We start from the raw sequence: 13545 nt of genomic DNA, 5'->3' as shown, positions 1-13545 counted from the left end.
GTACTTCATTGGAAGAGCGTTCGGCGTCAGCGCCAGCGGCACAAGGAGACAAGAGTGCTGCCAACGGTACGCAGGCCGGGGTGGCCTCGTCCGCGCGCCCTGGTCCGCTGGTTCCGGTCGACAACTCCGGCTCACGCCCCACCTTTCCCGGCCGCCGGGAACGGACCCGCTCCAGGCTCGCCCGGCTGACGGGGCGCAGCACAGCGACGTATTCGCCCATCCTTGAGCCCCTGCTAAGGACTGTCCGGGCCAACAACCCCAAAGAGGACTTCGACCTCATCCAGCGGGCCTTCGACGTTGCGGAGCAAAGCCACCGCGGGCAGAAGCGCAAGAGCGGCGACCCCTACATCACGCATCCCGTGGCCGTGGCCACCATCCTGGCCGAACTTGGGCTGAGTGGAACCACCTTGGCCGCGGCCCTGCTGCACGACACGGTGGAGGACACGCCCTACACCCTCGCCGACTTGAAGCGGGACTTCGGTCCCGAAGTGGCCATGCTGGTGGACGGTGTGACCAAGCTGGACAAGGTCAGCTTTGGTGAGGCCGCGCAGTCCGAGACCGTCCGCAAAATGGTTGTTGCCATGGCAAAGGACATCCGTGTCCTGATGATCAAACTGGCGGACCGGCTGCACAACGCACGGACCTGGCGGTTCGTCTCCGCGGAATCCTCCGCCCGGAAGGCCCGCGAGACGCTCGAGATCTTTGCGCCCCTGGCCCACCGGCTGGGCATGAACACCATCAAGTGGGAGCTGGAGGACCTCTCCTTCGCGGCGCTGTACCCGAAGGTCTATGAAGAGATCGTCCGGATGGTGGGGGACCGGACCCCCGAGCGGGAGAAGAGCCTGAGTGTCATCCGGGACCAGATCACCGAGGACCTCCGTACCGCCAAGATCAAGGCGACCATCACCGGCCGCCCCAAGCACTACTACTCCATCTACCAGAAGATGATCGTCCGCGATAAGGACTTCGACGACATCAACGACCTCATGGGTGTCCGTGTCCTGGTGGACTCCGTCCGTGACTGCTACGCCGCCCTGGGCGCCATGCACTCGCGCTGGAACCCGCTGCCCGGCAGGTTCAAGGACTACATCGCGATGCCCAAGTTCAATATGTACCAGTCACTGCACACCACGGTGATCGGGCCCGGCGGCAAGCCGGTTGAGATCCAGATCCGTACCCATGAGATGCACCGCCGTGCTGAATATGGCGTGGCTGCGCACTGGAAGTACAAGGACCAGCCCAACCGGACCGCGGTTGGTCCCGGCAGCCCCCGGGACGGGGACATGGGCTGGCTGCGTTCGCTGGTGGACTGGCAGCAGGAAACCTCGGATCCGGGTGAATTCCTGGACTCCCTCCGCTTCGAAATCAACGCACGGGAAGTTTTTGTCTTCACCCCCAAGGGCGAAGTCATGGCGCTGCCCGCCGGGTCCACTCCCGTGGACTTTGCGTACGCAGTCCACACCGAAGTCGGGCACCGGACCATCGGTGCCCGGGTCAACGGCAAACTGGTTCCGCTTAACAGCGAGCTGAACCACGGTGACTGGGTGGAGATTTTCACCTCCAAAGCGGAGGGCGCTGGCCCCAGCCAGGACTGGCAGCACTTCGTCAAGAGCGCCCGGGCCCGCAACAAGATCCGCCAGTGGTTCAGCAAGGAACGCCGGGAAGAGGCAATCGACCGCGGCAAGGAACTGTTGACCCGTGCAATGCGGAAGCAGAACCTTCCGCTGCAGCGGCTGATGACACACGAAGCCCTCGCCGCAGTTGCAGAGGATTTCAAGTACGTTGACATTTCAGGCCTCTACGCCGGAGTGGGCGACGGGCATACGTCCGCCCAGTCGGTCATGGAAAAGCTGGTGGAAAGCCTCGGCGGCAATGAGAGCGCCGACGACGACATCACCGAAGTCAGTATCCCCACCCAGGTCACCAAGGCACGCTTCTCCGACTCGGGCGTGGTGGTCCGCGGAGTAGGCGACGTCTGGGTCAAGCTGGCCCGCTGCTGCACGCCCGTCCCCCCTGACCCGATCCTTGGCTTCGTGACCCGGGGCTCGGGAGTCTCCGTGCACAGGACGGACTGCACTAACATCTCGGACCTGAAGGACCAGCCCGACCGCATTGTGGACGTGGACTGGGCGCCAACGCAGTCCAGCGTCTTCCTGGTCGAGATCCAGGTGGAAGCGCTGGACCGCAAGTCATTGCTGTCTGACGTGACCCGGGTCCTGTCCGAGAACCACGTGAACATCCTGGCGGCCAGCGTGCATACCTCCACGGACCGGGTGGCAATCTCAAAGTTTGCCTTCGAGATGGGCGACCCCAAGTACCTGAGCCACGTCCTCAGCGCTGTGCGCAGGATCGACGGCGTGTTCGACGTTTACCGGACCACCGGCAACAAGCGCCGGAGCTAGCGCGGCGAGCTTTTCCAGGGCGGCGCGCTTGTGGGGCACGCGGGGCGTAGCTTCTATGGCCAGGACCAGCAGGCGCAGGCGGACGTCCTTTTGCGGGCGTGCCAGCAAGCCCTTCAGTGCGGGGATAGCCCTGCCTGCCTCCACGTGCAGGGCAATGTCCAGGGCAGTCCGCAGCGGGCTGGAGACCATCAGGCCGCCGAGGCTGACCACGTCAAAGGGTCCAAGCTTCACCTCGTGCAGGGTGCAGCCCCTGGTGTTCCGGAGGCTTGAGACCCTCCGTTTGGCATCCACCAACAGGGCAAGTCTGTCCGGTTCCGCCGCGCAGCCGTAGATCCAGGCTGCTGTCATGCGGCCGGCAACCACCCTTTGCCTGACCGGCAACGGTACCGCCCCGGCCGCTGCCCGTGCACGCAGTTGCGGGGACGCGGCCACCCCGGGCAGCGTGTACCCACGGTGGTACAGCCGGTCCAGGAGCCCGTCCGCGGCAAGGGTTTGCAGTTCCGGCATGGCGAAGGGCATGTCCGGGACGTAGAGATCAGGGAAGCGTGGTGCTGCCGCTTCTGCTGCAGGGGGTTGGTCATTGCCCGCGGAAGCCGATGGAGTCGCCATTCGTCCATCCTGCCGCGCAGGCCCTTAACAGGGACAGGCCCGGTCCGGTTATGTGGATAACCGAGCCGGGCCTGCCGCAGACGCCGGCCTGCGAAGCAGGCGGACGAGCCAGAGCGTGGTGGCTTAGGAAAGTTCGCTGGCCGAGCGCTGGATCTGGTCGAGCCAGGCCTGCCGCGCCTCGAGGGCTTCCTGGGCGGCCTTGATCTTGCGCTGGTCGCCGGTCTTCTCTGCCTTGGCAAGATCGTCCTGAAGGCCTGCGATCGCGGATTCCAGCTGGGACAGGGCGCTGTTGGTGCGCGCCTTCCGCTCCGGGTTGGAGCGCTGCCACTGCTCTTCCTCAGCGTTGCGGACGGCATCTTCAACCTTCCGGAGCCCGGCCTCGATGCGGCCCATGTCGCCGCGCGGGACCTTGCCTGCTTCTTCCCAACGGTCACGGATGGACTGCAGTGCCTTCTTGGCTGCCGCCAGGTCCTTGATTGGAAGGATGGCGTTGGCCTCCACCAGGAGTGCCTCCTTGACGGTGAGGTTCGCCGAGTATTCCTGGTCGATCTCGTCGTTGGCAGCCTGGCGGTTGGTGAAGAACACATCCTGGGCCGCACGGAACCGTGCCCAGAGTGCGTCGTCGTCCTTGCGGCTGGCGCGGGGTGATGCTTTCCACTGGTCCATCAGCCTGCGGTACTCGCCGGCGGCAAAACCCCAGTCCGTAGAGGTGGACAATGCTTCGGCCTCGGCGATCAGCTTTTCCTTGGCGGATTTCGCCGCGGAGTTATTGCTGTCCAGCTGCGAGAAGTAGGCGCGGCGGTGGCGGTCGAATACAGTCCGCGCAGCCCGGAACCTCTTCCACAGGGCGTCTTCGTTGCTGCGGCCCAGGCGCACGCCGCTCTTCTGGGCTGCTTTCCAGCCCTCGAAGAGTTCGTTCATGCGGGCACTGGAGGTCTTCCACTGGGTCTGTGCGGGGTCCTGGCCGGAGATCTGCTCAGCTTCGGCAACAATTGCCTCACGGGCTGCAAGTTCAGAGGCGCGGACGGCCTCGTGCTCGGCCTTTTCGGCCTTCTCCAGCTCACTGATCTGCTCGGCCAGCTTGTCCAGCCTCGCCTCGGCCGCACGGAGGTCGCCCACCATGTTCCGTTCCGCCAGCTGTTCGCGGAGGTGGGTGACGGTCTTCTGCATGTCCGTGCTGGGTGCCTTGGAGCTGACGCGCTGTTCGAGCAGCACAATCTGGGCTACGACGTCGTCATACTTGCGCGCAAAGTAGGCAAGGGCTTCGTCGTCGCTGACGCCCGGGTACTGCCCGACGGCATGCTCGCTGCCGTCAATGGTCAGGAATACGTGGCCGTCGCCTTCAACCCGGCCCCACTTCGAGGCCTCCGCCAAAGAGGTGGCAGGCGCTGCCGGAACAGCAGCCGCAGCGGGGGCGGCAGCGGCAGGCTTGGGGCGGGAAGCGAACGCGGCGGGGGACGGTGCCGCCGCCCGGGGGGAGGGTGAGGGGGCCGGTGCAGTTGCCGGTGCGGGGGCAGGCACGGAATTGTCATCCGCGGGAGTGCCATCAGCAGGAGTGTCATCGGCGGGAGCGGAGGGGCCAGCCTCGCTTTCAGCAGGTTCTGCTGCCGCAGCCACGGCTTCAGGAGCTTCCACTGCGGTCGTACCGGATGCCTCAGTGCCTGCGCCGTCGGCCGCGGGGGCCGCCGTTTCGGTCAGGTCTGTTGCCGTTTCGTCGGATTTCTGACTGTCTGTCACCGCTAAAAGTCTTTCGCTTGGAGGGAAATACTCACGTACTGCACCGCGGCCATAGCGGCCGGGCTTCCTACTTCAGAGAAAACGAGTCTATCGTGACTGGTTCGACGGGCGCGCCGTCCGTGTCGCTGCTGCCCGGCGTGATGCCGGCGGCGGCCAGGTTGGACACCACGTCCAGCCCCGATGTCACCTTCCCCACCACGGTGTAGCCGCCGGCGCTGTCCGCGGGGATGACCGTGTCTTTGTAGACAATGAAGAACTGGGTGCCGTTTCCGAACGCGTTGTTGCCGGTCCGGGCCACTGCGATGGTTCCGGCCGGATAGGCATTGTCCTCCGGCGTGTTCTCCAGCGGACCCCAGGTGTAGTCCGGGTCGCCCTGCCCGTCGCCGGTGGGGGAGCCGCACTGCAGGACGCCGAAGGTCTCGCCTGTGGTGAGGCGGTGGCAGGTCTTGCCGCTGAAGTAGCCCTCATCGCTGAGCGACTTGAACACCGCTGTTGCCTGGGGAGCGTCCGTTCCGTTCAGTTCCACGCCGAGGGCGCTGCCGTTCAGCACGAGCTCGCCGGTAAAGGTCTGCCCCGCGGCGGTATCCGCGGCAGGGATGTTGGGGCCGTTGGTTGCTTGCGCGGACGGGCTGGCGGACGGCTCCGCAGACGCGGACGGGCTGCTCAGCCCGGCTTCTGCGGCGGCGAACTCTTCCTCGCTGGGGTTGCCGGCAAAAGCAGTGAGTTGGAGGACGACGGCGAAAACAACGGCGGCCGCTCCGGCACCGGCGGCGATAAGGTTGTCGCGCTTGCGCCTGCTTTCCTGGTCCCGTCGCATGGCCCGCTTGGCTTCCATCTGCTGGATGCGCCGTCTCGTTTCGCGGGCACTGCGTGAACTGGCCGCCAAGGGTCCTCCTCATAGTCGGGCTGCAGCACGCGCGGCTGTGCACCGCGTGTGCTGGCGTGGGGCGGCCGGGCCTGCCGGTCCGCCGCATTAGAGAAGCCGGCGGGAGACGACATAAACTGACTGCCGCACATAGTTTATGCATGACTGGCCGGGGTGCCGCCGCCGTAAGCCCGTTTCGGGCCAATTGCCGCGCCCCTCCCTGCCGCCCTTTACCAAGAGGAGAAACTCCACCATGGCACGCACCGCCTCCCTGTCCGGATTCCCCGAGTGGCTTCCCGAGGAGCGGCTGGTGGAGCTCCATGTGCTGGATACCCTGCGCCGGGTGTTCGAGCTGCACGGCTTCTCCTCCATTGAAACCCGGGCCGTGGAAACGGTTGGCCAGCTGCTGCGCAAGGGTGAGATCGACAAGGAGGTGTACGGGCTGAGCCGCCTCCAGGAGGACGAAGGTGAGGCAAAAGGCAAAGGCGATGCGCACGCACTTGCCCTGCACTTCGACCTCACTGTCCCGTTCGCCCGCTACGTCGTCGAAAACGCCGGCTACCTGGCGTTCCCCTTCCGGCGCTACCAGATCCAGAAGGTATGGCGCGGCGAACGCCCGCAGGAAGGCCGCGCCCGCGAGTTCACCCAGGCGGACATCGATGTGGTGGGAGACGGCGAGCTGCCGTTCCGCTACGACGTCGAGATTGCCCTGGTGATCGCTGAGGCGCTGAGCGCCCTCCCCATCCCGGACTTCCGCCTGCGCATCAACAACAGGAAGCTCGCCGAGGGCTTCTACCGCGGTCTTGGCCTGGATGACACGGCGGGTGTGCTGCGGAGCATCGACAAACTCGAAAAGATCGGCCCGGCGAAGGTCGCGGAACTGTTGAAGTCGGAACTGGGCGCCACCGATGACCAGGCGCAGAAGGCCCTGCAGCTGGCCGGAATCCGCACCGAGAACACCTCGTTCGTGACCCAGGTCCGCGCGCTGGGTGTCACCAATGATCTGCTGGAGGAGGGACTCAGCGAGCTTGAACAGGTCATTGAGGCGGCCGTCCAGCGGGCACCGGGCAAGGTGGTGGCGGACCTCAGCATCGCCCGCGGCCTGGACTATTACACCGGGACAGTGGTGGAAACCGTGCTGGTGGGGCATGAACAGCTGGGCTCCATCTGCTCCGGCGGCCGGTATGACGCGCTGGCCTCGAAGGGGAACCGGAAGTTCCCGGGCGTCGGACTTTCCATCGGCGTCACCCGGCTGGTGTCCCGCATCCTCAGCCAGGACCTGGCCAAGGCCTCACGTTCGGTTCCCACTGCCGTGCTGGTGGCCCTCACACACGATGACAGCTGGGACGCTGCGCAGGACGTGGCCGCCCAGTTGCGCAGCCGCGGAATTCCCACCGAAGTGGCCGCGAAGGCCGAAAAGTTCGGCAAGCAGATCAAGTTCGCCGACCGCCGCGGCATCCCGTTCGTCTGGTTCACGGACGACGACGGCACGCACCAGGTCAAGGACCTCCGCACCGGCGAACAGGTAGTCGCAGCACCGGAAACCTGGATGCCGCCGGCCGAAGACCTGGCAGTGCAGGTGTCTACGGCTGCAGAGCCGGCACCAGCAGCCGTTTAGCCGCACCGGACCCTTGGCGCCCTGCGCCGCCGTCGTGGGGCACTTTGGCACAGACCCGCCGTCGATTCTTCCGCAGACGGCCTGTGGGCCGACCAAAGTGCCCCGCGACTGTCCCGCTCCGCGCCGTGGGCGGCGCTAGTGCCGCAGCCGCAGCACCAGCCACCGCCCGGCCACGCCCGCTGCCAGCACGGCCACCATGGTCAGGACGGACGCCGGCGGCAGGGTAAAGGCCAGCAGCAGGCAGGCTCCGAAGCCGACGGCGTTCAGCCACTTGGGGGCGTATCCCGGGTGCGCCGCCAGGGTGTACGCGGAAGCGTTGGCCACAGCGTAGTAAATCAGCACGCCAAAGCTGGAGAAGCCCACCACCGTCATGACGTCCGTGGTGAGGAGAAGCAGGATAACGACGGCGGCCACGGCGAGTTCGGCAACGTACGGAACAGTGTGTTTTCCCCCCACCTTCGCCAGCGGCGAGGGCAGGTCCCGTTCCCGTGCCATGGCCATGGTGGTCCGGCCCACGCCGGTGATCAGTGCCAGCAGGGCTCCCAGGCAGGCGGCGGCGGCGCCCACCTGCACCACTACTGCACCGCCCTCAAACCGTGACTCGAGCACCGCGTCCAGCAGCGGCGTCCGGGTTGCGGCGAGCTGCCCGCCGGGAAGGTGGTTCAGCAGGAGCAGCGACAAGGCCAGGTAGATCGCGAACGCTGCAGCCAGGGCGGCAATGATTGCGCGCGGGATGGCCCGGGCAGGATCCTTGACTTCCTCGCCCAGCGTGGCGATCCGCGCGTAGCCGGCAAAGGCAAAGAACATCAGTCCGGCTGCCGGCAGCACCCCGCCCAGCGACGCTTCGACCGCAGGGCCGCCGCTGCCGGCGGCGGGATGGGGGCCCACGGCTGAGGCTACGGCAACAAAGGCGAGGGTGGCCAACACGATGCACAGCAGGATCCGCGTGAGCAGCGCCGTGCGGGTGATGCCCAGCAGGTTGACGCCGGTGAGGACAACCACGGCCGCCACGGCCACCGGCACTGCGTAGCCGGGCCAGGCATAGCTGCCGAACGTCAGTGCCATGGCGGCGCAGGACGCAGTCTTCCCGGTGACGAAGCCCCAGCCGGCAAGGAACCCCGGCCACTGGCCAAGCTGTTCGCGGCCATAAACGTAGGTCCCTCCGCTGGTGGGATACTTCGCGGCGAGGGCGGCCGAGGCGACGGCGTTGCAGTAGGCAACCACCCCGGCGATGACCACCGACAGGGCCAGCAACTGGCCTGCCAGCGCGGCCGCAGGCGCGAAGACAACAAAGACCCCCGCTCCCAGCATTGAGCCGAGTCCGATGGCCGTGGCATCAAACGTGCCAAGCCTGCGTTGAAGTTGCTGGTGTGCGCTCATGCGGTGGCAGTCCCTTTGCAGCGGGTAAACTCGAACGGGATTGTTCCCGAAACGATCTTATTTAACTTCCCGATCGACTTCCCGCCGTAACCCCGCAGAAAGGCGTGCTGTGCTGCGCACACATGACCTCGGATCCCTACGTTCCGAGCACATTGGACAAACCGTAACCCTGGCCGGCTGGGTTGGCCGCCGCCGTGATCACGGTGGTGTGGCCTTCGTGGACCTGCGTGATGCTTCCGGCGTGGCACAGGTGGTGGTCCGCGAGGAAGAAGTTTTCCACGGCCTGCGTAACGAGTACGTCCTGCAGATCATCGGCACCGTTTCCAAGCGGCCGGAGGGCAATGAGAACCCGGCCCTGGCCACCGGCGAGATCGAGGTCATGGCCGAAAAGGTCACCATCCTCAACACCTCCGACCCCCTTCCGTTCCAGATCGACGAGCATGTTGAAGTGGGCGAGGAAGCACGCCTGAAGCACCGTTACCTGGACCTCCGCCGCCCGGGCCCCGCCCGCAACCTGCGGCTGCGTTCCGAGGCCAACCGCGTGGCCCGCGAACTGCTGCACCAGGACGGCTTCGTTGAGGTGGAGACCCCGACGTTGACCCGTTCAACACCTGAAGGTGCCCGCGACTTTGTTGTGCCGGCCCGCCTGGCGCCCGGTTCCTGGTATGCGCTGCCGCAGTCGCCCCAGCTGTTCAAGCAGCTCCTGCAGGTGGGCGGTTTTGAGAAGTACTACCAGATTGCCCGCTGCTACCGTGACGAGGATTTCCGTGCGGACCGGCAGCCGGAGTTCACGCAGCTGGACATCGAAGCCAGCTTCGTGGAGCAGGACGACGTCATCGCCCTGGGCGAGAACATCGTCAAGGCACTGTGGAAGCTCATCGACGTCGAAATTCCGACGCCGATCCAGCGCATCACCTACCACGACGCCATGGCACGCTTCGGCTCGGACAAGCCGGACCTCCGTTTCGGCGTGGAGCTGACGGAGCTGACTGAGTTCTTCAAGGACACCAACTTCGGTGTCTTCAAGGCGCCCTACGTCGGTGCCGTGGTGATGCCGGGCGGCGCTTCGCAGCCGCGCCGGACCCTGGATGGCTGGCAGGAGTTCGCCAAGCAGCGCGGGCACAAGGGATTGGCGTACGTCCTCTTTAAGGAAGACGGCGAACTGGCCGGCCCCGTGGCCAAGAACCTCACCGAGGCAGAACGGGCAGGACTGGCGGATGCCGTGGGAGCCAAGCCGGGCGACTGCATCTTCTTCGCCGCCGGCGACAAGTCTTCCGCCCGCGCCCTGCTGGGCGCGGCCCGTGTTGAAATCGGCCACCGCACCGGCCTGATCAACCCGGACGACTGGGCTTTCTGCTGGGTGGTGGACGCGCCGATGTTCGAGCCGGCAGCAGCAGCTGTGGCTTCCGGCGACGTGGCCGTCGGCGCCGGCCAGTGGACCGCAGTGCACCATGCGTTTACGTCCCCCAAGCCTGAGTTCATGGACAGCTTCGATACGGACCCCGAGTCCGCGCTGGCATACGCCTACGACATCGTCTGCAACGGCAACGAAATCGGCGGCGGCTCCATCCGTATCCACCAGAGCGATGTTCAGGAACGGGTCTTCGAGGTCATGGGCCTCTCGCACCAGGACGCCCAGGAAAAGTTCGGCTTCCTGCTTGAAGGCTTCAAGTACGGTGCACCTCCGCACGGCGGCATCGCCTTCGGCTGGGACCGCGTCGTGGCGCTGCTGTCCGGCGTGGATTCCATCCGCGACGTCATCGCCTTCCCCAAGACCGGCAACGGCTACGACCCCCTGACCGCAGCTCCGGCGCCCATCACGCCGCAGCAGCGCAAGGAAGCAGGCGTTGACTTCAAGCCTGAGGCGAAGAAGCCGGAAGAGGGCAAGTAGGCACTGTCCGTTTGGCCTGAAGGCCCTCCTGGAAGGGGGGGGCTTCGGTCTGTCCAAAACCAGGAGTCCCCGTGGCCCTCAACTGTTCGAACCAGCCCGCCCCTACCTACGAAGCGCTGATGGATGCGGCCTGGCCCGCCCCCGAACGCCATGACCTGGGGGAGTGGGTCCTGCGGGCTGCCGACGGCGTTACGCAGCGTGCCAACTCCGTGTGGCCGCGGGACCCTGCACAAGAGCCGCAGGATGCACTCCGGGAGGCTGCGCGGTGGTACCGCACGCGGCGCCTCCCGCTGATCTTCCAGGTAGCGGACACGCCGGCCAACACCGGGCTCAACCAGCTGCTGGACGCCCAGGGCTTCACCCGCCAATCCGAAACACTGATCATGGCCCGGCCTTCCCGATCCCAGGCCGGGCATCCGGAAGGCACAGGAGTGGAGATCCTCGACGAGCCCAGTGAGGAGTGGCTGCACCTTTGGTGGAGCGTGGACGGCAGGGGCGGTAGGCAGGAACGGGAGGCAGCGCGCGCGATCTTAACGGGGTGCCCTGGGCTGTATGCCCTCGCCAGGGACGACGACGGCGGCCCGGCCGCCGTCGGGCGCCTCGCCCTGGTGGGCGCCACCGGAGGAATCTACTGCATGGCGACATCGCCCGCGCACCGCAGGCGGGGCTATGCGACGGCGGTGCTCCAGGCGCTCTTGTCCGCCGGGAACGCACGGAACGTGGAATGCTTCTGGCTGCTGGTTACTGCTGCCAACTCCGGCGCCCGGGATCTCTACCAGCAGGCAGGGTTCGAGGAAGCAGGCAGCTATCTCTACCGCCAGGAGCGCCCCCGCCGGGCGCTGACAGGCTGCTAGTTCAGGGGGCGTCGGTGACCTGGATCCGCACCGCGCATGAATCCGCGGCTGCCTTGCGCAGCACTGCGGCCTTGGGATCCGGGACGTCAAGGTACGCCAGCCGTGGCATGGCGGCGTAGCCCTGCAGGGCGGGGTGCTGGAGGACAAGCCCTACCAAGGCCCGGTCACCCCCGGGCAACATGTATTCAAAGGGCTCACTGCTGAAGGTGCGGGCAGCCTGTTCGGCGACAGCATCCACCAGGGCGTCCGCCTGGTTGGACCGCCGCCGGGCGAACCGCTGCTGGGACTGTCCGCCCGCGGCCGTCCGCGACTGCACATAGGTGGATCCCACCTTCGCCGCCAGGGCCTGGCCCTCAGCCACCACTGCCACGCCGTAGCCTCCGCGCCTGGCCAGCAGCAGTCCCAGCCGCCGCGGCTGCGAGGCCAGGGAGGCCAGCCGCTCAAGGGCATCCGCGCCGCGGCCCGGCCGGCCGTCAACGGGCCAGGGGGACTGCAGGAGAGCTTCGGCGCCGTCCGCCGCCAGGAGGCGGAGGCCGTCGTCGTCATCACTGAGCTGGTATCCGCCGTGCGCTGCGCCGAACCTGTCCGCCCATCCGGCCAGCCGGCCGCCGGGAATGAAAGCGTTGCGCACGGAGGCCGGCCTGGCTCCGCCGGTGCTGCGTGCGGACATGGTTGCATTCCTTCACTGGGCGGCCTCCCGGGGAAAATCCGGAAGTGAACTCGAAGTAGCCTATCTATGTGGAAGATCTCTTCGGGCACGGCCGCGGCAATGATGATGACGACGACGACGGTTCCGTCGCCGCCGTTCGGCCTGCCGGGCCAGGGACCATCTCTTCCCCCCGCGGTCCGCTCGCCGTCCGGATGCGTCCCCGCACCCTTGACGAGGTAGTGGGCCAGCAGCACCTCCTCGGCCAGGGGTCGCCCCTGCGCCAGTTGGCTGCAGGAGCCGGCGCAGACACAACAGGCCCTGCGGGACCCACCTCGCTCATTCTTTGGGGCCCCCCGGGAACCGGCAAAACGACCCTCGCGCACGTTATTGCCCGCGGACAGGGCAGAAAGTTCGTGGAGCTCTCCGCAATCACCGCCGGTGTCAAGGACGTGCGGCGCGTGATGGACGAGGCCCTGACTGCCCGCGACCTCTACAAGACCACCACGGTCCTGTTCCTGGACGAGATCCACCGCTTCAACAAGGCCCAGCAGGATGCCCTGCTGCCCGGAGTCGAAAACCGCTGGGTGGTGCTGGTGGCCGCCACAACCGAGAACCCGTCGTTCTCCGTGGTGTCACCGCTGCTGTCCCGCTCCCTGCTCCTGACGCTCCGCCCGCTGACCGACGCGGACATTGAAGGACTGATCCAGCGCGCCGTCACCGACCCCCGCGGGCTGGGCGGCAAGGTAGCCCTCAGCGACGAAGCGCTCGAACACCTCGTCAGGCTTTCCGGAGGCGATGCACGCCGTGCCCTGACGGCGTTGGAGGCCGCCGCCGGCGTTGCGTTCGGGGATGCGGACGACGCAGGGGACGGGCCCGTCGCCGTCGAACTTAAACACACCGAGCGTGCCCTGGACGTTGCCGCCGTCCGGTACGACCGTGCCGGCGACCAGCATTATGACGTCATCAGCGCGTTCATCAAGTCCATCCGCGGCTCCGACGTGGACGCGTCCCTGCACTACCTGGCCCGCATGCTCGAGGCGGGGGAGGACCCGCGCTTCATCGCCCGGCGGATCGTGATCTCCGCGGCGGAAGACGTTGGGATGGCCGATCCCACAGCACTGCAGACGGCAGTGGCAGCGGCGCAGGCGGTGCAGCTGATCGGCATGCCCGAAGGCCGGATCATCCTGGCGGAGGCCGTGGTGCACCTGGCCACTGCCCCCAAGTCCAACGCCGCCTACATGGGCATTAACAAGGCCATCGCCGATGTCCGGGCAGGGCTGGGGAACGGGATTCCCGCCCACCTGAGGGACGCACACTACCCCGGATCCAAACAGCTGGGACACGGCCTCGGCTACAAATACGCCCACGACGCCCCCCACGCGGTGGCCACCCAGCAGTACCCGCCGGATGACCTGGTGGGGAAGGACTACTACCAGCCCACGGCCAACGGCGCCGAGCGTGACATTGCAATGCGCCTGGAGCGGCTGCGCAGGATTGTCCGGGGCAAGTGACTGCCGTGGTAAGATAGATGTTTGTCTGG

The 13545-nt window shown here is 66.6% G+C and carries 10 protein-coding genes; 5 read left to right on the top strand and 5 right to left on the bottom strand.

Going from position 1 to position 13545, the window contains the following annotated elements:
- Positions 1–8 precede the first annotated feature (8 nt).
- Positions 9–2402, top strand: a complete 2394-nt coding sequence (locus ABRP28_RS05625; RefSeq protein WP_350003125.1) for a bifunctional (p)ppGpp synthetase/guanosine-3',5'-bis(diphosphate) 3'-pyrophosphohydrolase — start codon at positions 9–11, stop codon at positions 2400–2402.
- Here the strand turns inward: ABRP28_RS05625 and ABRP28_RS05620 are convergent.
- The 3 genes from ABRP28_RS05620 to ABRP28_RS05610 form a co-directional block, all read right to left on the bottom strand.
- Complete coding sequence (locus ABRP28_RS05620; protein WP_350003126.1) at positions 2283–3011, bottom strand: hypothetical protein; 729 nt, start codon at positions 3009–3011, stop codon at positions 2283–2285. The two genes, ABRP28_RS05625 and ABRP28_RS05620, sit on opposite strands and share 120 nt — an antisense overlap.
- A 123-nt stretch (positions 3012–3134) precedes the next feature.
- Positions 3135–4748, bottom strand: coding sequence for a DUF349 domain-containing protein (locus tag ABRP28_RS05615; protein WP_350003127.1), 1614 nt, complete (start codon positions 4746–4748; stop codon positions 3135–3137).
- Positions 4749–4815: 67 nt separating this feature from the next.
- Positions 4816–5634, bottom strand: a complete 819-nt coding sequence (locus ABRP28_RS05610) for a peptidylprolyl isomerase (RefSeq protein WP_350003129.1) — start codon at positions 5632–5634, stop codon at positions 4816–4818.
- A 232-nt stretch (positions 5635–5866) separates the two neighbouring features.
- Here ABRP28_RS05610 and hisS point away from each other — a divergent pair, with 232 nt between their 5' ends.
- On the top strand, positions 5867–7231 hold the full coding sequence (gene hisS, locus ABRP28_RS05605; RefSeq protein WP_350003131.1) for a histidine--tRNA ligase: 1365 nt from the start codon (positions 5867–5869) through the stop codon (positions 7229–7231).
- Between the two features lie 135 nt (positions 7232–7366).
- On the opposite strand, the gene ABRP28_RS05600 is transcribed toward hisS, so the two are convergent.
- A complete protein-coding gene (locus ABRP28_RS05600; RefSeq protein ID WP_350003133.1) occupies positions 7367–8611 on the bottom strand; it encodes an APC family permease in 1245 nt (414 codons plus the stop codon).
- A gap of 109 nt (positions 8612–8720) precedes the next feature.
- Between ABRP28_RS05600 and aspS the strand changes: the two genes are divergently transcribed.
- Both aspS and ABRP28_RS05590 read left to right on the top strand, forming a co-directional pair.
- Complete coding sequence (gene aspS, locus ABRP28_RS05595; protein WP_350003134.1) at positions 8721–10502, top strand: aspartate--tRNA ligase; 1782 nt, start codon at positions 8721–8723, stop codon at positions 10500–10502.
- 119 nt (positions 10503–10621) lie between these two features.
- The gene (locus tag ABRP28_RS05590) at positions 10622–11356 is read left to right on the top strand and encodes a GNAT family N-acetyltransferase (RefSeq protein WP_350003402.1); all 735 of its coding nucleotides are present in this window, start codon (positions 10622–10624) and stop codon (positions 11354–11356) included.
- Position 11357: 1 nt separating this feature from the next.
- Here the strand turns inward: ABRP28_RS05590 and ABRP28_RS05585 are convergent, their stop codons facing one another.
- Positions 11358–12026, bottom strand: a complete 669-nt coding sequence (locus ABRP28_RS05585) for an acVLRF1 family peptidyl-tRNA hydrolase (protein ID WP_350003136.1) — start codon at positions 12024–12026, stop codon at positions 11358–11360.
- A gap of 68 nt (positions 12027–12094) precedes the next feature.
- On the opposite strand from ABRP28_RS05585, the gene ABRP28_RS05580 reads away from it, so the two are divergent.
- Positions 12095–13516, top strand: coding sequence for a replication-associated recombination protein A (locus ABRP28_RS05580; protein WP_350003138.1), 1422 nt, complete (start codon positions 12095–12097; stop codon positions 13514–13516).
- Positions 13517–13545 lie beyond the last annotated feature (29 nt).

Origin of the sequence: Pseudarthrobacter sp. WHRI 8279, assembly GCF_040224115.2 — a bacterium.
Classification (GTDB): Bacteria; Actinomycetota; Actinomycetes; order Actinomycetales; family Micrococcaceae; genus Arthrobacter.
The sequence above is the reverse complement of the archived record's forward strand: the minus strand, read 5'-3'. Positions and strand labels throughout refer to the sequence as shown.